At 67.8% G+C, this 18,500-nt stretch carries 20 protein-coding genes, 1 tRNA gene and 2 pseudogenes; 6 read left to right on the forward strand and 17 right to left on the reverse strand.

All coding sequences use genetic code 11. From position 1 onward, the window contains the following. Positions 1–10: 10 nt before the first annotated feature. The 3 genes from GVO57_RS04640 to GVO57_RS04650 all read left to right on the forward strand — a co-directional run bounded on the left by GVO57_RS04640 (position 11) and on the right by GVO57_RS04650 (position 2,593). Positions 11–820, forward strand: a complete 810-nt coding sequence (locus tag GVO57_RS04640; RefSeq protein ID WP_160592182.1) for a hypothetical protein — start codon at positions 11–13, stop codon at positions 818–820. Beyond that, positions 754–1,470, forward strand: coding sequence for a hypothetical protein (locus tag GVO57_RS04645; RefSeq protein ID WP_160592183.1), 717 nt, complete (start codon positions 754–756; stop codon positions 1,468–1,470). The genes GVO57_RS04640 and GVO57_RS04645 overlap by 67 nt, the downstream gene beginning before the upstream one ends. Positions 1,471–1,531: 61 nt before the next feature. After that, entirely contained in the window at positions 1,532–2,593 is a 1,062-nt protein-coding gene (locus GVO57_RS04650; protein ID WP_160592184.1) for a glycosyltransferase family 2 protein, read from the forward strand. Here GVO57_RS04650 and GVO57_RS04655 read toward each other — a convergent pair. Together GVO57_RS04655 and GVO57_RS04660 are read right to left on the reverse strand one after the other, a co-directional pair. Continuing rightward, positions 2,524–3,254: pseudogene (locus tag GVO57_RS04655) on the reverse strand (class I SAM-dependent methyltransferase). The gene GVO57_RS04650 and the pseudogene GVO57_RS04655 overlap by 70 nt on opposite strands. Then, positions 3,254–3,661 carry a GtrA family protein gene (locus tag GVO57_RS04660; RefSeq protein WP_160592185.1) on the reverse strand — a complete coding sequence of 136 codons (408 nt, stop codon included), beginning with the start codon at positions 3,659–3,661 and terminating at the stop codon, positions 3,254–3,256. Before GVO57_RS04660 ends, GVO57_RS04655 begins: the two are co-directional and overlap by 1 nt. Positions 3,662–3,712: 51 nt before the next feature. Between GVO57_RS04660 and GVO57_RS04665 the strand changes: the two genes are divergently transcribed. Beyond that, positions 3,713–5,515 (forward strand): AcrB/AcrD/AcrF family protein, encoded by a 1,803-nt coding sequence (locus tag GVO57_RS04665; RefSeq protein WP_160592186.1) that lies wholly within the window; start codon positions 3,713–3,715, stop codon positions 5,513–5,515. Positions 5,516–5,560: 45 nt separating this feature from the next. On the opposite strand, the gene GVO57_RS04670 is transcribed toward GVO57_RS04665, so the two are convergent. The 7 genes from GVO57_RS04670 to GVO57_RS04700 all read right to left on the reverse strand — a co-directional run bounded on the left by GVO57_RS04670 (position 5,561) and on the right by GVO57_RS04700 (position 10,093). Next, positions 5,561–6,181 (reverse strand): MarC family protein, encoded by a 621-nt coding sequence (locus GVO57_RS04670; RefSeq protein ID WP_160592187.1) that lies wholly within the window; start codon positions 6,179–6,181, stop codon positions 5,561–5,563. Between the two features lie 7 nt (positions 6,182–6,188). After that, positions 6,189–7,079, reverse strand: a complete 891-nt coding sequence (gene folD, locus GVO57_RS04675) for a bifunctional methylenetetrahydrofolate dehydrogenase/methenyltetrahydrofolate cyclohydrolase FolD (RefSeq protein ID WP_160592188.1) — start codon at positions 7,077–7,079, stop codon at positions 6,189–6,191. Positions 7,080–7,089: 10 nt separating this feature from the next. Beyond that, positions 7,090–7,386 carry a YggT family protein gene (locus tag GVO57_RS04680; protein WP_160592189.1) on the reverse strand — a complete coding sequence of 99 codons (297 nt, stop codon included), beginning with the start codon at positions 7,384–7,386 and terminating at the stop codon, positions 7,090–7,092. Between the two features lie 59 nt (positions 7,387–7,445). Continuing rightward, positions 7,446–8,351, reverse strand: a complete 906-nt coding sequence (gene argB / locus GVO57_RS04685) for an acetylglutamate kinase (protein ID WP_160592190.1) — start codon at positions 8,349–8,351, stop codon at positions 7,446–7,448. After that, positions 8,351–9,019 carry a queuosine precursor transporter gene (locus tag GVO57_RS04690; RefSeq protein ID WP_160592191.1) on the reverse strand — a complete coding sequence of 223 codons (669 nt, stop codon included), beginning with the start codon at positions 9,017–9,019 and terminating at the stop codon, positions 8,351–8,353. Before GVO57_RS04690 ends, argB begins: the two co-directional genes overlap by 1 nt. 301 nt (positions 9,020–9,320) lie before the next feature. After that, a complete protein-coding gene (locus tag GVO57_RS04695; RefSeq protein WP_160592192.1) occupies positions 9,321–9,581 on the reverse strand; it encodes a hypothetical protein in 261 nt (86 codons plus the stop codon). 353 nt (positions 9,582–9,934) lie between these two features. Continuing rightward, positions 9,935–10,093 carry a hypothetical protein gene (locus GVO57_RS04700; RefSeq protein WP_160592193.1) on the reverse strand — a complete coding sequence of 53 codons (159 nt, stop codon included), beginning with the start codon at positions 10,091–10,093 and terminating at the stop codon, positions 9,935–9,937. A gap of 251 nt (positions 10,094–10,344) precedes the next feature. Between GVO57_RS04700 and GVO57_RS04705 the strand changes: the two genes are divergently transcribed. Continuing rightward, the gene (locus tag GVO57_RS04705; protein ID WP_160592194.1) at positions 10,345–11,181 is read left to right on the forward strand and encodes a nucleotidyltransferase domain-containing protein; all 837 of its coding nucleotides are present in this window, start codon (positions 10,345–10,347) and stop codon (positions 11,179–11,181) included. Positions 11,182–11,329: 148 nt separating this feature from the next. Here the strand turns inward: GVO57_RS04705 and GVO57_RS04710 are convergent, their stop codons facing one another. From GVO57_RS04710 to yajC, 8 genes and pseudogenes are all read right to left on the reverse strand, one after another. After that, positions 11,330–11,743 (reverse strand): holin family protein, encoded by a 414-nt coding sequence (locus GVO57_RS04710; protein ID WP_160592195.1) that lies wholly within the window; start codon positions 11,741–11,743, stop codon positions 11,330–11,332. After that, entirely contained in the window at positions 11,730–12,341 is a 612-nt protein-coding gene (locus GVO57_RS04715; protein WP_233281537.1) for a glycoside hydrolase family 108 protein, read from the reverse strand. Before GVO57_RS04715 ends, GVO57_RS04710 begins: the two co-directional genes overlap by 14 nt. A 97-nt stretch (positions 12,342–12,438) precedes the next feature. Next, positions 12,439–12,515: transfer RNA gene (locus GVO57_RS04720), tRNA-Pro, on the reverse strand. A gap of 62 nt (positions 12,516–12,577) precedes the next feature. Then, the gene (locus tag GVO57_RS04725) at positions 12,578–13,378 is read right to left on the reverse strand and encodes an outer membrane protein assembly factor BamD (RefSeq protein ID WP_160592197.1); all 801 of its coding nucleotides are present in this window, start codon (positions 13,376–13,378) and stop codon (positions 12,578–12,580) included. Between the two features lie 19 nt (positions 13,379–13,397). Further along, the gene (locus tag GVO57_RS04730; RefSeq protein ID WP_160592198.1) at positions 13,398–13,778 is read right to left on the reverse strand and encodes an MTH938/NDUFAF3 family protein; all 381 of its coding nucleotides are present in this window, start codon (positions 13,776–13,778) and stop codon (positions 13,398–13,400) included. Beyond that, positions 13,778–14,749, reverse strand: coding sequence for a protein translocase subunit SecF (gene secF, locus GVO57_RS04735; protein ID WP_160592199.1), 972 nt, complete (start codon positions 14,747–14,749; stop codon positions 13,778–13,780). The genes GVO57_RS04730 and secF overlap by 1 nt, the downstream gene beginning before the upstream one ends. Next, positions 14,749–16,343: pseudogene (gene secD / locus GVO57_RS04740) on the reverse strand (protein translocase subunit SecD). The gene secF and the pseudogene secD overlap by 1 nt, the downstream one beginning before the upstream one ends. Further along, on the reverse strand, positions 16,343–16,681 hold the full coding sequence (gene yajC / locus GVO57_RS04745) for a preprotein translocase subunit YajC (RefSeq protein WP_160593825.1): 339 nt from the start codon (positions 16,679–16,681) through the stop codon (positions 16,343–16,345). The pseudogene secD and the gene yajC overlap by 1 nt, the downstream one beginning before the upstream one ends. Positions 16,682–16,842: 161 nt before the next feature. On the opposite strand from yajC, the gene recN reads away from it, so the two are divergent. Then, positions 16,843–18,498, forward strand: a complete 1,656-nt coding sequence (recN, locus tag GVO57_RS04750; protein ID WP_160592200.1) for a DNA repair protein RecN — start codon at positions 16,843–16,845, stop codon at positions 18,496–18,498. Positions 18,499–18,500: the final 2 nt, after the last annotated feature.

Raw genomic sequence — 18,500 nt, forward strand, 5'->3', positions numbered from 1 at the left:
AGGCGCGCGCGTGACGTCTTCCCCGAACTGGCTCGACCGGCGCGCGACCGCCATTGCCCTGATGCTGCTGGCGGCGCTGCCGCTGCTGTGGCCGCAGGTGCCGCCGCTGATCGACGTGATCGGCCATATGGGCCGGTACCGCGTCGAGACCGCGCGCGATGTCGCCTCACTCGCCACCGGCTTCGGCTTTGAATGGCGGCTGATCGGCAATCTGGGCATCGACCTGCTGATCCTGCCGCTCGCGCCGCTGATCGGGGTCGAGGCGGGCACCAAGCTGATCGTGATGCTGATCCCGGTGCTGACCGTCGCGGCGCTGCTGTGGCTGTCGCGCGAGGTGCATGGCCGGGTGCAGCCGCATCTGCTGTTCGCGCTGCCGCTGGCTTACGGCTTCCCGTTCCATTTCGGCTTCATCAATTTCTGCCTGTCGGTCGCGCTGTCGCTGGCGGCGCTCGCGCTGTGGATCCGGCTCGGGCGGCAGGACAGGCTCAGGCTGCGCGCCGGGCTGTTCCTGGTCATCGGCGCGCTGCTCTGGGTCGTCCATATGGTCGGCTGGGGGATGCTGGGCATCGGCGCGTTCGGGGCGGAGTTCGTCCGCCTGCGCCGCGCCGGGCGCGGCGTGGTGGCGGCGGGGCTGGGGGCAGGCATTGCCTGCCTGCCGCTGGCCGCCGCGTTCGGGCTGATGGCGCTCGTCAAAAGCGAATCGCCCCAGGCGCGCAGCTGGGATTTCTTCAACTGGGGGCCAAGCTCTACTGGGTGCTGTCGCTGCTGCGCGACCGGTGGCGCGATCTCGACATCATTTCGGCCGGCATCGTCTATCTGATGATCCTGACCGCCTTGGTCGACCGGCGGCTGCGGGTCGATCCGGTGCTGGCGCTGCCAGCGCTGCTCGGGCTGGGGGTGTTCGTGCTGATGCCGCGCGTCGCGGTCGGCTCGGCCTATGCCGATATGCGGCTTTTGCCCTGGATCGCGATGCTGGCGCTCGCCGCCGTCGCGGTCCGCCCCGGCCATGCGCGGCTGGCGACGGTGATCGCGGTCGCGGGCCTGGCCTTTGTCGGGCTGCGCGCCGGCGCGACGACGGCGAGTTTCCTGCTTTACGACCGGCTGCACCGGGACGAGGCGCGCGCGCTCGATCATCTGCCGCGCGGCGCGCCGGTGCTGTCGCTGGTCGCGCGCAACTGCCGCTGGGAATGGACGACCGCCCGGACCGAGCATCTGCCCGCACTCGCCATCGTGCGCCGCGATTCCTTCACCAACGACCAGTGGGCGGTCGACAATGCCCAGCTGATCAGCATCCGCCAGCCGGGCGTCGGCCGTTATGGCCGCGATCCGTCGCACATCGTCTTCCCCAAATGGTGCCGGGGCGGCGAAGGCTCGGATCTCGACCGCGCGGCTGCCGAGTTCAACCGCCAGGCCTTTGACTATCTCTGGACGATCCATGCCCCGCCGGGGCGGTGCGCGCCGCCGATCTGACGCTGGTCTGGACGAATGGCCGCTCCGCGCTCTACCGGGTGGTGAAATAGGAAACCCCGCCATGCGCCGCCCGGATCAGTCGTCAGCCCCGTCGCCCCTGCTGTCCATCGTCGTCCCCTGCTACAATGAGGAGGCGTGCCTGCCCGAGCTGCACCGCCGCCTGTCTGCGGCGGCGCGCGCGGCGGTGGGCGACGCGCATGAAATCGTGCTCGTCAATGACGGGTCGCGCGATGCCAGCTGGCGGGTGATGCAGACGCTGGCCGCCGCCGATCCCCATGTCGTTGCGGTCAACCTGTCGCGCAATCACGGCCATCAGCTGGCGCTGACCGCAGGGCTCGATCTGTGTGGCGGCGCGCGCATCCTGATCATCGATGCCGATCTGCAGGACCCGCCTGAGCTGCTGGGCGCGATGATGGCCGAAATGGACGCGGCCGAGGCCGATGTCGTCTATGCGGTGCGCCGCCAGCGCGAGGGCGAGACCTGGTTCAAGCGGGCGAGCGCTGCCGGTTTCTACCGGCTGCTGTCGCGGCTGTCGCCGACGCCGATCCCGGTCGATACCGGCGATTTCCGGCTGATGAGCCGCCGCGCGCTCGACGCGCTGCTCAGCCTGCCCGAACAGGCGCGCTTCATCCGCGGCATGGTGGCGTGGATCGGCTTCCGCCAGGTCCCGTTCCTTTATGATCGGGCCGAGCGTCATGCCGGCACGTCCAAATATCCGCTGGCGAAGATGATCGCCTTCGCGCTCGATGCGGTGACCGGATTTTCGGTCGCGCCGCTGCGGCTGGCGAGCCATTTCGGCCTCTGGCTGGGGGCCGCGTCGGTGCTGCTGCTCGGCTATATCCTGATCGCCTGGGCGCGCGGGGCGACGGTCGAGGGCTGGACCTCGCTGATGTTCGTCGTCGTGACGCTGGGCGCGGTGCAGATGTTCGTGCTCGGCATGATCGGCGAATATCTGGGCCGGCTCTATATCGAGGCGAAGCGGCGGCCGCTCTATCTGGTCGCCGACATTGTCGGCGGCGACCATGACGGCCGCCGCGCCTCGGCCCGGCTGGGCTATGTCGCGGGCGATGCGATGGCGACGAACGACACGCCCGGCGGCATCGGCACGCGCCCGACCAGATAGCGTTCCAGCCCGAATATCCCCTCGAACAGCGCATTGAGCGGCGCGGGCGGCAGCGCGTCGTCGCTCGACGTGCGGCCGGTCAGCCGCCCGGCGATGCGCGCCGCCGCTGCAAGCGGGAACAGCAGCGCGTTGAACGGGCTGAACAGCTCAAGCTTCAGCCCGGCATCTGCGATCACCGCCTTGAGCGCGCGCGCGGTGTAGCGGCGCTGGTGATGATTGACCTCGTCATGCGCGCTCCACATCCAGGGATGGGCGGGGACGGTGATCAGGATCCGCCCGCCGGGCCTGAGCGTCTGAGCGATGCGGACCAGCGAGGCGCGGTCATCGACGACATGTTCGATCACGTCGAGCACCGCGACCAGATCATAATGCGCGTCGGCGACGCCCGCGAGCGCGGGCAGCGGCGCGTCGAGCACCGGCTTGCCGAACCGGGCGCTCGCCAGCGCACGCGCCTCCGCATCGATCTCGATCCCGTCGACGCTGCCGAACCGGGCGAGCATGGCGAGGTTGTGGCCGGTGCCGCAGCCGATTTCGAGCAGCCGGGCATTGGCGGGCAGGGGATGTGGCGGGCGATCAGCCCAGCCAGGATCTCGCGCCGGGCGCGATACCACCAGTGGCGGCTGTCCAGCTCCGCCATGCGGTCATAGACGATGCGTTCCATCAGCCGAACACCCAGTTGCGGTTGAGCAGGAAGGTGACGACCGGCGTCACGAACACCATCGGCACCACCGCCCACCATGGCTCGCCGCCCGCCAGGTCGGTCAGCGACCAGACCCACAGGCTGTTGAGGCTGAAGCTGACCAGCGAGACGATGACGAAGCGCCCGGTGGTGCGCGCCACATTGTCGCGCCGGCCATGGCCGCGAAAGCTCCAGCGGCTGTGCATGACATAGCCGATCAGCGCCGCGACCAGATAGGCAAGCACATTGGCGGCAAGCGGCGGCACGCCCATGAACTGCGCCGGCACCGCATAGACGGCCGCGCCCAAAAGGGTGACGAAGCCGCCGGTGATCAGGAATCGCACCAGCTGGCCATAGAGCGCGCGCTGTTCGGGCGGAATCCGCGCCATCAGCATATCGAATGGTTCACCTTTCACGCCGACCGCCCTAATGCGCTCGTCATGCAATGGGAACCGCAACGTCGCGCCGATGATCCGTTACAGCCGGTCTGGGACTGGCTGGGGCGGCACTGGCAGGCCGTGCTGGTGATCTGTTGGCTGCTGCTGTGCGCCTGGATGCTGTCGGAGCGCGCGGGCGCGATCCGCGGCTTCGCCCTGCCCGACACCGACGACAATCTGCGCATGGCGCAGGTCCGCGCCTGGCTGGCCGGGCAGGACTGGTTCGACCTTCGCCAGATGAAGCTCAACCCGCCGGGCGGCTTCAACATCCACTGGTCGCGGATCGTCGATCTGCCGATCGCGGCGCTGATCCTTGGCCTGCGCCCGTTCATCGGTGGGGCGATGGCGGAAAAGGCGGCGGTCGCGATCGCGCCGATGCTGCCGCTGCTGCTCGCGATGTTTTCGCTGGCGCTGGCCGCGCGGCGGCTGGTCGCGCCCGGCGCATGGCTGCTCGCTGCCGCGCTTTTGCCCTTTGCCCATGGCACGATGGGCATGTTCCGCCCGCTCAGGATCGATCATCATGGCTGGCAGCTGGCGCTGCTCGCGCTCACCATCGCCGCACTGGCCGATCCGCGGCGCGGGCGCGGGGGCATGGTGGTGGGCATCGCCAGCGCAGTGTCGCTGGCGATCGGGCTTGAGCTGCTGCCCTATATCGCGGTCGCAGGGGCCTCGATCGTGCTGCGCTGGGTCGTCCATGCCGATGCGCGGCCGCGCATGCTTGCCTATGCGCTGTCCTTCGGGCTGGCGACGATTATCGCCTATGTCGTCTTTGCCTCCTATGCCAATCGCCAGCCGCTGTGCGACGCGCTGACCCCGGTGTGGCTGACGACGGTTGCGGTCGCCTGTCTGGCGGTTGCCGCCATCGGGATCGCCCCGGCCGAGACATGGCGCGGCCGCTTGCTGTTCGCGGGCTTTGCCGGGGCGGCGACGCTCGCTTTTTTCTGGTTCGCCTGGCCCGGCTGCCATGGCCGGCCCGAGGGCGTGTCGCCCGAACTCTACCGGCTGTGGCTGGGCAATGTCCGTGAGGCCAAGCCGCTGTTCGCGCAGGACTGGCCGCTGTTCACCGGGCTGTCGGTGCTGCCGGCGCTGGGGCTGGGCGGGGCGGCTTACTGCCTGTGGCGTGCGCGCGGCACCGAGACGGTCTATCCCTGGCTGTCGGTGATCGTGATGTCGCTGTTCTCGGTCGCCATGCTGGTCTGGCAGGTGCGCGCCGGGCCGGCGTCGCAGCTGATCGGCCTGTTCGGCTGCGCCGGGATGGTGTGGACGCTGGTGCTGCGCGCGCGCGCCTCGACCCGGCTGCTCGTGCGGGTCATTGTGCCGGCGGGGCTGCTGTGCGCGGTTCCTGCGGCAAGCCTGGTCGGCGCGCTGCCTATCTATCCCAAATCGCGCCCCGGCCCGCTGCGCGCCAAGATCAACCGCGCCAGCCGGCTGTGCCCGACGCTGGCCGCGCTGGCCCCCATAGGCCGCCTGCCGGCGACGACCATCTTCACCTTTGTCGATCTCGGCCCCCGGCTGATCACCGTCACGCATCACAAGGCGATTGCCGGCCCGTACCACCGCAATGGCGACGCGATCCTCGACGTCCATCACGCCTTTGACGGCACGCCGGAGCGCGCGCGCGCGATCATCCGCGCGCATGGCGCGACGCATCTGCTGGTCTGCCCCTATCTGCCCGAATCGACGGTCTACAAGGCGCGCAGCCCCAAGGGCTTTTACGCACGGCTGGAGCGCGGGGAGCGGTTCGACTGGCTGGAGCCCGTCACCCTGCCCGCAAAATCGCCCTATTGGCTGTGGCGGCTGCGTTAGAGCGGTTTCCAGTCGGCGGAATCACCTGACGGCTCGAAAACCGCTCTAGCTGAGCGCGCCGCGAATGCCGTCGATCACGAACTGGACGGCCAGCGCCGCCAGGATGACGCCGAGCACGCGGGTGATCATCGCCTCGATCTTGTGGCCGACCAGCCGCATCAGCGGCCCGGCGACCAGCAGCGCCACCATGGTGAGCAGCAGCACGCCGCCCAGCGCCGCCAGCACGGTCAGGCTTTCCGACCATCCGGTGCCGCGCGACATCAGCAGCATGGCGCTGGCGATCGATCCGGGCCCGGCGATCATCGGGATGCCCATCGGAAACACCGACACATCCTCGATCGCGGGCTGGGCCTTCACCTCCTCGGCACGCGATTCGCGGCGTTCCTGGCGCTTCTCGAACACCATTTCGAGCGCGATCAGGAACAGCATCACCCCGCCCGCGATGCGGAATGCATCAAGGCTGATGCCCAGCGCGCGCAGGAACACCTCGCCGAAAATCGCAAAGGCGAACAGGATGGCGGCGGCGACCATGACCGACCGGATCGCCATCGCGCGGCGGTGCGCGGGCGTCGCGCCCGCGGTCAGGCTGGCGAAGATCGGCGCGCAGCCCGGCGGGTCGATGACGACGAAAAACGTCGCAAAGGCGGAGGCGAACAGCTCGATCATCGGGTCGTCACAGCCCGGCGGGGATCGGCTGGCCGTGGCGGCGGCAGGCCGACACCAGGGTGTTGCGCAGCAGCACGGCGATGGTCATCGGGCCGACGCCGCGCGGCACCGGGGTGATCGCGCCGGCAACCGCGCGCGCTGAATCGAAATCGACATCGCCGACCAGCCGGGTCTTGCCCGGCTCGGCCCCCGCGACGCGGTTGATCCCGACATCGATGACGGTCGCGCCGGGTTTCAGCCAGTCGCCCTTGACCATCAGCGGCCGGCCGACGGCGGCGACGACGATATCGGCGCGGCGGCACAGCGCCGGCAGGTCGCGGGTGCGCGAATGGGCGATGGTCACGGTCGCGCTTTCGGCGAGCAGCAGCTGCGCCATCGGCTTGCCGACGATGTTGGACCGGCCGATCACCACCGCATCCAGCCCCGACAGGTCGCCCAGCTCGGCCTTCAGCAGCATCAGGCAGCCAAGCGGTGTGCAGGGGACGAACCCGTCCAGCCCGATCCCCAGCCGCCCGACATTGAGCGCGTGAAAGCCGTCGACATCCTTGTCCGGGTCGATCGCGTCGATCACCGCCTGGGCGTCGATCTGCGCGGGCAGCGGCAGCTGGACGAGGATGCCGTCAACCGCGGGATCGGCATTCAGCCGGGCGATGAGCGCGAGCAGCGAATCCTGTTCGGTTTCGGCGGGCAGCCGGTATTCGGTGCCGGCCATGCCGGCCTCGCGCGTCGCCTTGCCCTTGGCGCCGACATAGACCTGGCTTGCCGGATCCTCGCCGACCAGCACCACCGCCAGGCCCGGCGCGCGGCCGATCCGTGCCTTGAGCGCTTCGGCCCCTTCGGCCACCCGGGCGCGCAGCCCGGCGGCAAAGCCATGCCCGTCGATGATCCGCGCCGCCATCGTCCGCCCCTCAGACGCCCAGATACATGGAGGCGAGCTGGGTGCGGAGCAGCCGGTCGATCAGGCCGATCACCAGCAGCACCACCAGCGGCGACAGGTCGAGCGCGCCGAGATCGGGCAGGATGCGCCGGATCGGCCGGTAGAGCGGGGTCGTCAGCCGGTCGAGCGCCTCGAAGATCGACCGCACGACATCGTTATAGGTGTTGATCACGTTGAACGCGACCAGCCAGGACAGCACCGCCTGGATGATGATGATCCACCAGATAATGTTGATGATGTAGAGCAGGGCGGTCAGGATCAGGGTCATGTCGGGTCGTTATCCTTGATCTGTCGTCGGGTGCCAGGCGGTCGGTGGTCGGTCCCCGGTCACGCCCGGACGAGCGTGCCGACGCCGCGGTCGGTGAACATTTCGAGCAGCACCGCATGGGGCACGCGGCCGTCGAGGATCACCGCCGCATCGACCCCGTTGGCCACGGCGTGCAGGCAGGTTTCCAGCTTGGGTATCATGCCCCCGCTGATCGTGCCATCCTCGCGCAGGCGGCGCACCTGATCGGGGCCGATATCGGTCAGCAGCTGGCCGGATTTGTCGAGCACACCCGCCACATCGGTCAGCAGGAACAGCCGCGCCGCGCCCAGCCCAGCAGCCAGAGCGCCGGCCATGGTGTCGGCATTGATGTTGTAGGTCTCGCCCTTGTCGTCGACGCCGATCGGCGCGACCACCGGGATCATGCCGGCGATTTCCAGATGATCGATCAGCGTGGTGTCGACCGAAACCGGCGCGCCGACAAAGCCCAGATCGACGATCGTCTCCTCGTCGCGGTCGGCGTCATAGGTGACATGTTCGAGCTTTTCGGCGCGCACCAGCTTGCCGTCCTTGCCCGAAATGCCGACCGCCCGGCCGCCCGCCTGGTTGATCCAGGTGACGATTTCCTTGTTGATCGTGCCCGACAGCACCATTTCGGCAACCGTCGCGGTTTCCGCGTCGGTCACGCGCAGGCCGTTCACAAACTCCGACTGGACGCCCAGTTTCTTGAGCATCGAGCCGATCTGCGGGCCGCCGCCATGGACGACGACCGGGTTGATGCCGATCGCCTTCAGCAGCACGACATCCTGGGCAAAGCTGGCGGCAAGCGCGGGATCGCCCATCGCATGGCCGCCATATTTGACGACAAAGGTCTGGCCGGCATAGCGCTGCATATAGGGCAGCGCCTCGATCAGAATGTCGGCGCGCGACACGGGTCCGGGCTCGGCAGGGTTCGGGGCAGGCGTCATCAGGCAATTTCCATCGGGCGGGCGTCGAGGCGGCGGGCAAGCCCCACCAATATATAGATGAGCGCCGGCACCAGCAGCGCCGACAGCGTGACCTTGGCCAGCATCTGCCCGGCGATCAGTTCGCCGATCGGGAAGACGCCGTAAAAGGCGATGGTGACGAACAGCAAGGTGTCGACGATCTGCGACAGGATGCTGGCAATGCCGGCGCGCAGCCACAGCCCCCGGCTGCCCGCACCGCCCTTGCTGCCCTTCAGCCAGGAAAACAGCGTGACGTTCAGCGTCTGCGACGTGCCATAGGCGATGATGCCGCCCAGCCAGATCCGCCATGTCTGGCCCATCATCAGCTGGAAGGCGTCGCGATAGGCGGGGTCCATGTCGGGCGCGGGCGGCAGCGACCAGACGATCAGCGACAGCAGCAGCGACACGATCAGCGGCACGAACCCGATCCGCACCAGCCGGTTGGCGATCGCCTGTCCGTAAAGCTCGGCGACCGCGCTTGAAATCACGACCAGCAGCAGAAAGGCGAAAATGCCCGCCTCGACTGCCAGCGGCCCGATCGCCACCTGCTTGTTGCCAAGGACGCCGGCGATGCACACCATCCCGCCGTAAAGAATGGCGAACAGGAACAGCGACGGCGATGGCATCGGGGCCGGCGAAGCCGGGGGCATCGGGGCCGGCGAAGCCGGGGCGGCGGGTTCGGTCATGGCGCCTGCTAACGGGTTTGCGCGGCGGGGTCCATATTGGCGGGGCGGCGGTCCACGCCCTTGACCTCGCTCCGGTGCTCCGCGCGGGCATGCAGGTGCGAGACGTCGGGGCTTCTTTGGCTTATGGGATTTGGCCTTTGTCCCAAAGTCCCGAGCCTCGGCAACAGTCCGCTTTTGCACCTCTTTCGAAAAAACTTGACAGTCTGAAACCGACCCCGAAGCGGTCATTAGCAAGGGCGCTGAGACTGTTGCAGCTAATGGCAGGTCAACGCGGCTCCACCGAAGGAACAACTACGGTAGGACGGTAGGCCTGATCGATGAAGCTGAGGCACCAATTCATAGTTAGAAACAAGCCCGCTTCGCTTTGGGGATCGATCCTGATCCGGCAGATGTAATCGTCCCCTTCGGCATTAGGGGCATCGTGATAAAGGTATGCAATTGCTGCCTCACCTGCCCCATACTGGAGGGTTGTCATGGCTATTTGACCACCCTGTGAATGCTGGCGGGCCGAGGTCGTGCGCTTCAACGGTTCAGGTTCCTGGTCAATCAGCTGCTCAAGGGTTGCCTTGGTCTCCTCAGCAGAGGGGCACGAAAGATGTCAGCTTCATGGCCCCCTCGGTCTTCGTTCGAGAAAGAGAACGCTGGGGCTAGGGACGCGCCAACAAGCAGCAAGAGCTTGAACACACGACATCTCCTTCCGAACCTGGCAGCCCACTGGTTACATGAAGTAGTGGCAGAAAACCACCCATCTGCGGTCATTGGGCGCTTTCGCTTTCACTCCCGACAGCGGACATGGCATCAGGCTTCCGTGCCGCCTCCTTGGCCTTTGCCGGACGCGAGGCCATCGGTGAAAGCTGCACGAAATCAGATATCTGAAACCTATCTGTCGGTCCCGCGCGACTTTCCCCATTGGCGCGCCGCCGTGTAGCCGAGATAGCCGGTTGCAAACAGCGCGTAGAGCGGCTCGGGCAGGCTTGCCAGATAGGCGCCCATGTCCTGGGCGGCGGCGGGGTCCATATTGGCGGGGCAGCGGTCCACGCCCTCGACCTCGCTCCGATGCTCCGCGCGGCCGGGCAGGCGCGAGACGTCGGGGCTTCTTTGGCTTATGGGATTTGGCCTTTGTTCCAAAGTCCGAAGCCTCAGGAACAGTCCGCTTTCGCACCTCTTTCGAAAAAACCTGACAGGCTGAAACCGACCCCAAAGCGGCCTTCGCATGAGGCACCTGATGAAGGCGTGATTGAATGTCCTAGCTATCTCAAGTATGCAGGAGTGCTGGCTTAGAGAAACGTATGACCAGCACCCTTCCTCCCGTTCACGCCGCTTTTGTCGCACGCATCCTCGCGGCGGTGAAGCATCATCCGTATGTCGACGGTCTGCTTGCGGGTGGCTCGTTCATCCATGGCGGATTGGACGAACACTCGGATCTGGATTTCGTCCTCGTGATCGACGAGGTTGCATATCCGCAGGTCATGAATTCACGAATGGCATTTGCACAAAGCCTGGGCACGCTGATCAGCGCCTTTTCGGGAGAACATGTGGGCGAGCCGCGCTTGCTGATCTGCCTTTACGGGCCCCCGCTGCTCCACGTGGACCTGAAATTCGTGACTGCATCCGATCTTGATCACCGAATCGAGATGCCTGCGGTGCTGTTTGCGCGCGATCGCGAACGCATCGCGGCACAGCTTGGCGCCGCGACGATCGCTTGGCCCAACATGAGCCCGGACTGGTTCGAAGCACGCGCCTGGATTTGGCTGCACTACGCCGCCACCAAGCTGCTGCGCGGCGAACTGTTCGAAGCGGTTGGCATGCTTTCCTTCTTCCGTGAACAGGTGCTCGGTCCGATGCTATACCGCCGGGCAGGTCTGCCGCAGCGCGGGGTCAGACGGATCGAGATGCTTGGCCTCGACGGGGACAAAGCGCTTGCATCGACAGCGCCGCAGCTTGAGGCTGCGTCGGTCAGAGCTGCGCTTCTATCGGCGCTTAACTTGTATCTCCAACTTCGGGCGGATGCGCCGCCGCAGAACGCCACCGATGGTATGCCGTCTATGTTGCTGAGCTTTCTTGGAGCTGACCTGTCTTGCTCGAACGTCATCTCGGTTCCAGACGCACAGGACGTGATTGATTGACGGCAGCTTCCCACCCATCTGCGGTCATTGGGCGCTTTCGCTTTCACTCCCAGCAGCGGACATAGCATCAGGCTTCCGTGCCGCCTCCTTGGCTTTTGCCGGGCACAAGGCCATTGGTGAAAGCTGCATAAAATCAGATATCTGAAACCTATCTATCGGTTCCGCGCGACTTTCCCCATTGGCGCGCCGCCGTGTAGCCGAGATAGCCGGTTGCAAACAGCGCGTAGAGCGGCTCGGGCAGGCTTGCCAGATAGGCGCCCATGCCCTGGGCGATGGCCGCGCCGAAGCGCGGTGACAGCGCGCTGATCAGCCCCATCGGGATCGACCACAGCAGCAGCGCATAGATCACATAGAGAAAGGCCGGCCGGGCCCGGCTGGTCCAGGGATCGGCCGCGCCGGCTTCGGCCAGGATCGCCGACATCTGCATGCGCAGCGCGTCCAGTTCCTGCGTGCCTTCGAGCCGCAGCAGTTCGAGCTTGGCCGCGTCGCGGGCGCGCGGGTCCGGGATCACCCGGTCGATCAGCCGGGCGACGGGGCCGATCAGGCCATCAAGCACGGGCATGGGCGTCGTCTCCGGCAAGGGGGATGGTCCTGGGGGCGTCGGTCGGGCGCGGTGCCGCCGCCTGGCCGATGCGGTGGGCGAGCCAGCCATAGACAAAGGCCTCATTGGCCGGGCGCGTTTCGGCGAGGCGCAGATAGCGTTCGCCCTGCAGCGATTCGACCGCCTTCACCAGCACCGTCTCGCCCGCCTGTCCGCGTGTGGCCAGAAAGCCGTCGATCGCTGAGAGCGTCCGTGGCCCGATCCGCCCGTCAATGGCGATATCGGCATAATCGCGCGCGCCGCGGTTGAGCGCGTTGAGCGCACGCTGGAGAAAGCCGATCGCGGTGCGCGGCCCCATATTGACCCCGGTGTCGAACATCTCCGCCGCCAGCAGCGGCGCGCGGGTGCCGACCGCATCGAGGCGGGGCCTGAGCCAGTATATGCGCCGGTAAATCTCCGCCGCCGCCGCCCGGGAGAGGGTGCTGACCGGCCCGGCATGGCCGTGCGCGCGCGCCGTGGCGGCGGTGATTCCCCATTTGGTCGGCCCGCCGCGGTCGGCGGGGTGATCGACATAGCCGCCCTCCCGCGCGATCACTGCGTCGATCAGTTCGTCCACCATCACTGCGCCGCTCCTGGTTTGAACAGGGCGGCAGGAATAACCAGATAGGTTATATGTAGGACAGAAAAAAATCCTCCCCGCGAAAGGGAGGATTTTTTGGTCGGGGCGACAGGATTCGAACCTGCGACCCCCACACCCCCAGTGTGATGCGCTACCAGGCTGCGCTACGCCCCGACCGGAGGGCGCGACATATGCGCCCGCGCCGCCAAAGGCAAGCGGGCTTGAAACCGCCGGGCTCAGCCGGCGCGCTTGGCCTCGGGCATATGCTCGCCGATCAGCCGATAGGCGCGCTCATACCATTTGCTGCCGGGGTAATTGGCGCCCAGCACGGCGGCGGCCTTTTTCGCCTCTTCGGGCACGCCCAGCGCCAGATAGCTCTCGGTCAGCCGCAGCAGCGCTTCGGGCGTGTGGGTGGTGGTCTGATATTCGTCGGTGACCTTGCGGAACCGGTAGGTCGAGGCCAGCCACTGGCCGCGCCGCTGGTAGAAGCGGCCGACCTCCATCTCCTTGCCGGCAAGATGGTCGTTGATCAGGTCAAGCTTCAGCCGCGCGTCGCGGGCATAGGCGGTGTTGGGATAGCGGCGCGTCAGCTCGCCCATGGCATTCAGCGCCTGCTGGGTCAGCTTCTGGTCGCGGGTGACGTCGCTGATCTGCTCGTAATAATCGAGCGCGATCAGATAATAGGCATAGGGCGCGTCCTTGTTGCCCGGATGGAGCGACAGGAAGCGCTGCGCCGAGCTGATCGATTCGTTGTAATCGCCCGACAGATAATAGGAAAATGCGCTCATCAGCTGGGCGCGCCGCGCCCAGACCGAATAGGGGTGCTGGCGCTCGACCTCGTCGAACAGCTGCGCGGCTTCCTTGTAGCGGCGCGTGTCGAGCCGCGCCTTGGCCGCCGAGTAAAGCGTGTTCACATCGCGCGCGATATAGGCGGTGTCGCGCTTCGGCCCGCTGGTCGCGCAGCCGGACAGAGCGAGCATGACGGCAAGACCGGCACAGGCGGCGAGACCAAGCGGGCGGGAGAAGCGGAAATCCATGGGGCCTGTCCTAACGCCTTTAAATCCGGGGGGGCAAGCCGTGCGGCAGCAGCGCGGCGGCGATCCAGCGCCCTTCGCCGCGCAGCACGCCCCAGGCGCGGGCGGCGGCGCGGCTGTCCATCGCCTCGATGCCGATGCCTTCGGCCTCGATCGCGGCCGCAAGCGCCGGGGCGGGGCGCACGAGCACCGGCCCGGTGCCGATCAGGATGAACTCGGGCCTGAGCGCGATCAGCGGCGCGAGCAGATCAAGATCGAGCGATGTCGCCTCGATCGGCCGCCACCAGTCGGGCGAAAGCAGCGCGCCGCCGCTGGTCGCCACGCCGTCGATCCGGAAGCCGGGGCCGGCAAAGCCGGTGATGACCGGGCCGGGCGCCCGGGCCTCTGGGCGCAGCTCGGGCATCAGTCGGGCCGGCGTTCCGCGCCGCCGATCCGCTCCGCCCCCGGCTCCGCTCCCGATTTGGGGACGAAGCTTTCGCCGGTCACGTTCAGCCACAACAGGATCGGGGCGGAAATATAGATCGACGAGAAGGTGCCGATGATGATGCCGAGCAGCATCGCGGCGGTGAAGCCGAAGATCACATCCGGCCCGATCGCGAGCAGCAGGCCCAGCGTCATGATCAGCGACAGCGAGGTGACGATAGTGCGCGACAGCGTTTCGTTGACCGACAGGTCGAGCAGGGTGCGCATGTCCATCTTGCGGTATTTGCGCAGATTCTCGCGGATGCGGTCATAGGTGACGATGGTGTCGTTGAGCGAATAGCCGATGATCGTCAGGATCGCCGCGACGACGTTGAGGTCGAAATCAAGCTGGGTCAGCGCGAAAAAGCCGAAGGTCAGCGCCACGTCGTGGAACAGCGCGAACAGCGCCCCCACCCCGAACTGCCATTCAAAGCTGAACCAGATATAGAGCGCGATGCCGAGCATCGCGAGGCCGAGCGCCCAGGCCCCGGTGCGGAACAGCTCGCCCGACACCTTGCCCGACACCGTTTCCACCGCGTCGAAGCGCGCGCCCGGAAACGCCTTGCCGACCGCTTCGCGCACCTGGCTGGCGGCACGGTTCGCGCCCTCCTCACCGCCCGGCGGCAGCGGCAGCCGGATCGACATGTCGCGCGGCGAGCCGAATTGCTGGATCGTCGCCTCGCCCAGCCCCAGCCGGTCGACCGTGGTGCGCAGCGCCTCGGCATCGACCGGGGTCGCGAACTGCACGCGCAGCATCTGCCCGCCGACAAAATCGACGCCGAGATTGAGCCCGCGCACGCCCACCAGCACGCCCGAGCCGAGGATCAGCACGACCGACAGCACGAGCGCCACAATCCGGTAGCGCAGGAACTGGATGTTGGTGTTGTCGGGAACGAGTTTGAGCGGACGCATCAGATCACGATCTCTTTCGGGCGGTTGCGCTTCAGCCAGTCCGCGACCAGCAGACGGGTGAAGGTCACGCCGGTGAACACGGAGGTGACGATCCCGATCGCCAGCACGACCGCAAAGCCGCGCACCGGGCCGGAGCCGAACACGAACATGATGATCGCCGAAATCACATTGGTGACATTGGCGTCGAAGATCGCGCGGCTTGCCTCCTTATAGCCGAACTCGACCGACTGGATCGGGCCGCGCCCGCGCCGCTGTTCCTCGCGGATGCGCTCGTTGATCAGCACATTGGCGTCGACCGCCGCACCGATGGTCAGCACGAAGCCGGCAATGCCGGGCAGGGTCAGCGTCGCGCCGATCATCGCCATGATGCCGAGCACCAGGAACGCGTTCACCGCCAGCGCCAGCGACGTGTAGACGCCGAACCGCGCATAGGTGACCAGCATGAACAGGATCAGCGCCACCGTCGCGACGATGCCGGCGATCACGCCCTTGCGGATCGAATCGGCCCCAGATCGGGGCCGACCGTGCGTTCCTCGATCACCTTGAGCGCGACCGGCAGCTTGCCCGAGCGCAGCGCGATCGCCAGCTGGTTGGCGCTTTCAACGGTGAAATTGCCCGAAATCTGCGCCTGGCCGCCCAGGATCGGTTCGTTGATGTTGGGGGCCGAGATCACCTGATTGTCGAGGATGATCGCGAACGGCTTGTTGACATTTTCCTGCGTCACCCGCGCGAATTTGCGCCCGCCCGCGCCGTCGAACCGGATGTTGACCACCGGGGCGTTGGTGCGCTGGTCGAACCCCTGCGAGGCGTCGATCAGCTGGTCGCCCGAAATCAGCACGCTGCGCTTGACCGCGATCAGCGGCACGCCCAGCGGATTGTCGGGATAGGGCAGGATCTGGCTGCCGACGGGCGCGCGGCCCTGCGCCAGATCGGTCGGGCTGGCGGCGATGTCGACCAGCTTGAACTCAAGCTTGGCGGTCTTGCCGAGCAGCGCCTTGAGCGCTTCGGGGTTCTGCAGGCCCGGCACCTGCACGACGATGCGTGCCCGGCCCTGGCGGATGATCGTCGGCTCGCGCGTGCCCAGCTCGTCGATGCGCTTGCGCACCACCTCGGTCGCGACCTGCATCGCCTTGTCGACGGCATCGGCAAGGCCCGCCTCGGTCGGCGTCACGATCACGCGGTTGGAATCGACAACGCGCACATCCCAGTCGCGCTGGCCGGTCACGCCGACGCCGGTCGTCAGCGCGCGGACGCGCTCGACCGCCGGGTCGACCTGGCCCGCGTCGCGGACGAAAAAGCTGATCCGGCCGCTGGCGGTCGAAATATCGCCGATCGCGATGCGCGGCTGGTTGCGGCGCATTTCGGTGCGGATCGTTTCTTCCATCTGGGCCAGCCGCTGCTTGGCGACATCGGCGGTGTCGGCTTCGAGCAGGATGTGGCTGCCGCCCGACAGGTCGAGGCCCAGATTGATGCGCGGGCTGGGCAGGCCGGCCGGCCACAGCCGTTCGGGCACCAGGCTCGGCACCGCGAACAGGATGCCGATGACGGTCGTGACGATGACCGCCCAGATCTTCCAGCGCGGGAAATCGAGCATCAGTCGTTCGCCGGTTTGCTGCCGCCCAGCGGCTGAACGTCGGTCAGCGTCGATTTGACCGCGCGGACCCGCATCTGCGGCGCAAGTTCGACCTCGACATGATGGTCCTCGACCTTGGTCACCTTGCCGACCAGGCCGCCGCCGGTGACGACGGTGTCGCCCTTCTTCACGGCGGCAAGCTTGGCCTGATGCTCCTTCATCCGCTTCTGCTGCGGACGGATCAGCAGGAACCAGAAGATGACGAAGATGAGCAGCAGCGGCACCATCTGCACGAAAAAGGCGGCGCTGCCGGCGCCGGCGGCGCCAGTGGCTTGGGCGTAAGCGGGGGTTTCGAACATTGCTGCGGTCTGTGCCTGCACTGGGGCCGGAAAAGTCCGGCCGGGAAAGCCGCGCGCCTATCATGCGCGCCGTGCCGCTGGCAACCACCGCCGCGCCACCGCTGCCCCGCCACCACCACCAAGCTTGCCGCGCGCGCGCGGATGCAGCTAACCAGCAGGCGATGCTGACCGGCCTTTCCATTCGCGACGTGGTGCTGATCGAGGCGCTCGACCTGGGGTTCGGGCCGGGGCTGTCGGTGCTGACCGGCGAGACCGGGGCCGGCAAGTCGATCCTGCTCGACGCGCTCGGCCTCGCGCTCGGCGCGCGCGCCGATTCCGGGCTGGTCCGCCAGGGCGCGGCGCAGGCGGTGGTGACGGCGACGTTCGAGCCGGTGGGGCCGCTCGCCCCGGCGCTTGCCGACAGCGGGGTCGAGATCGATCCGGGCGAGCCGGTGATCGTCCGCCGCATCGTCAAGGCCGATGGCGGCAGCCGCGCCTTTGTGAACGACCAGCCGGTGTCGGCGGCGCTGCTGCGCGAACTGGGCGCCGGGCTGGTCGAGATCCATGGCCAGCATGACGATCGCGGCCTGCTCAACCCGCGCGGCCACCGCGCGCTGCTCGATGCGTTCGGGCGGCTGGACAGTGCCGCCACCGCCCGCGCGCACGCCGCCTGGCGCGCCGCCGAGGATGCGCTCATCGCCGCGCGCGCTGAACAGGAGGATGCCGACCGCGACCGCGAATGGCTCGACCATGCGGTCGCTGAACTGACCGGCTTTGCCCCCGAACCCGGCGAGGAACAGGCGCTGGCCGAGGAGCGGGCGGCGATCCAGCGCGGCGCGCGGCTGGCCGAGGATCTGGGGGCGGTCGACCAGCATCTGGGCGGCTCGGCCGGTGCGCTTGCCGGGCTGCGTCAGGCCGCGCGGCGGCTGGACCGGATCGGCGGCGAACATCCGCTGCTGGCCGAGGCGCTGTCGGCGCTCGACCGGGCGGTGATCGAGGCCGCCGAGGCCGAGGACCGGCTGGCGCGCGCGCATGAGGCGCTGGCGCATGACCCGGCGCGGCTGGAGGCGATCGAGACGCGGCTGTTCGAGCTGCGCGCGCTCGCCCGCAAGCACCGGGTCGAGCCGGACGCGCTTGCCGAGCTTGCCGCGACGCTTGCCGCCCGGCTGGCGCGGATCGCTGCGGGCGGCGAAGGGCTGGCCGCGCTTGCCGCCGCCGCTGCTGAGGCGCGGGCGGCCTATGCGGCCGAGGCCGCGACGCTCAGCGCCCGGCGGGCAGAGGCTGCCGCCCGGCTCGACGCCGCGGTCGCCGCCGAACTCGCCCCGCTCAAGCTTGACGCCGCGCGGTTCCAGACGGCGGTGCAGCCGCTGCCCGAGGAGCAATGGGGCGCGGCCGGGCGCGACCGGGTGGAGTTCATGATCTCGACCAATCCGGGCGCGCCGTTCGCGCCGCTCGCCAAGATCGCCTCGGGCGGGGAGCTGTCGCGCTTCATCCTCGCGCTCAAGGTCGCGCTGGCCGAGGAGGGCGGGGCCGGCACGATGATCTTTGACGAAATCGATCGCGGCGTCGGCGGCGCGGTGGCGAGTGCGATTGGCGACCGGCTGGCGCGGCTGGCCGGGCGGGCGCAATTGCTGGTCGTCACCCACAGCCCGCAGGTCGCGGCACGCGGCACCGGCCACTGGCTGATCGCCAAGAGCCATGACGGGCTGGTGACGCGCACCGGCGTCGTCCCGCTTGACGCGGCGGCGCGGCGCGAGGAGATCGCGCGCATGCTCTCGGGCGCCACCATCACCGACGAAGCCCGCGCCCAGGCGGCCCGGCTGCTGGAGCCGCAATGACC

This window comes from Sphingomonas changnyeongensis (assembly GCF_009913435.1).
Classification (GTDB): Bacteria; Pseudomonadota; Alphaproteobacteria; order Sphingomonadales; family Sphingomonadaceae; genus Sphingomonas_B; species Sphingomonas_B changnyeongensis.

Excerpts from the sequence above, each read along its gene's own strand:
- GVO57_RS04650 (WP_160592184.1), top strand. The coding sequence starts at position 1,532 with ATGCGCCGCCCGGATCAGTCGTCAGCCCCGTCGCCCCTGCTGTCCATC.
- GVO57_RS04725 (WP_160592197.1), bottom strand. The coding sequence starts at position 13,378 with ATGGATTTCCGCTTCTCCCGCCCGCTTGGTCTCGCCGCCTGTGCCGGT.
- GVO57_RS04665 (WP_160592186.1), top strand. The coding sequence starts at position 3,713 with ATGCAATGGGAACCGCAACGTCGCGCCGATGATCCGTTACAGCCGGTC.
- yajC (WP_160593825.1), bottom strand. The coding sequence starts at position 16,681 with ATGTTCGAAACCCCCGCTTACGCCCAAGCCACTGGCGCCGCCGGCGCC.
- GVO57_RS04730 (WP_160592198.1), bottom strand. The coding sequence starts at position 13,778 with ATGCCCGAGCTGCGCCCAGAGGCCCGGGCGCCCGGCCCGGTCATCACC.
- argB (WP_160592190.1), bottom strand. The coding sequence starts at position 8,351 with ATGACGCCTGCCCCGAACCCTGCCGAGCCCGGACCCGTGTCGCGCGCC.
- GVO57_RS04670 (WP_160592187.1), bottom strand. The coding sequence starts at position 6,181 with ATGATCGAGCTGTTCGCCTCCGCCTTTGCGACGTTTTTCGTCGTCATC.
- GVO57_RS04715 (WP_233281537.1), bottom strand. The coding sequence starts at position 12,341 with ATGGTGGACGAACTGATCGACGCAGTGATCGCGCGGGAGGGCGGCTAT.
- recN (WP_160592200.1), top strand. The coding sequence starts at position 16,843 with ATGCTGACCGGCCTTTCCATTCGCGACGTGGTGCTGATCGAGGCGCTC.
- GVO57_RS04660 (WP_160592185.1), bottom strand. The coding sequence starts at position 3,661 with ATGGCGCGGATTCCGCCCGAACAGCGCGCGCTCTATGGCCAGCTGGTG.
- folD (WP_160592188.1), bottom strand. The coding sequence starts at position 7,079 with ATGGCGGCGCGGATCATCGACGGGCATGGCTTTGCCGCCGGGCTGCGC.
- GVO57_RS04680 (WP_160592189.1), bottom strand. The coding sequence starts at position 7,386 with ATGACCCTGATCCTGACCGCCCTGCTCTACATCATCAACATTATCTGG.
- GVO57_RS04705 (WP_160592194.1), top strand. The coding sequence starts at position 10,345 with ATGACCAGCACCCTTCCTCCCGTTCACGCCGCTTTTGTCGCACGCATC.
- secF (WP_160592199.1), bottom strand. The coding sequence starts at position 14,749 with ATGCGTCCGCTCAAACTCGTTCCCGACAACACCAACATCCAGTTCCTG.
- GVO57_RS04690 (WP_160592191.1), bottom strand. The coding sequence starts at position 9,019 with ATGCCCCCGGCTTCGCCGGCCCCGATGCCATCGCCGTCGCTGTTCCTG.
- GVO57_RS04710 (WP_160592195.1), bottom strand. The coding sequence starts at position 11,743 with ATGCCCGTGCTTGATGGCCTGATCGGCCCCGTCGCCCGGCTGATCGAC.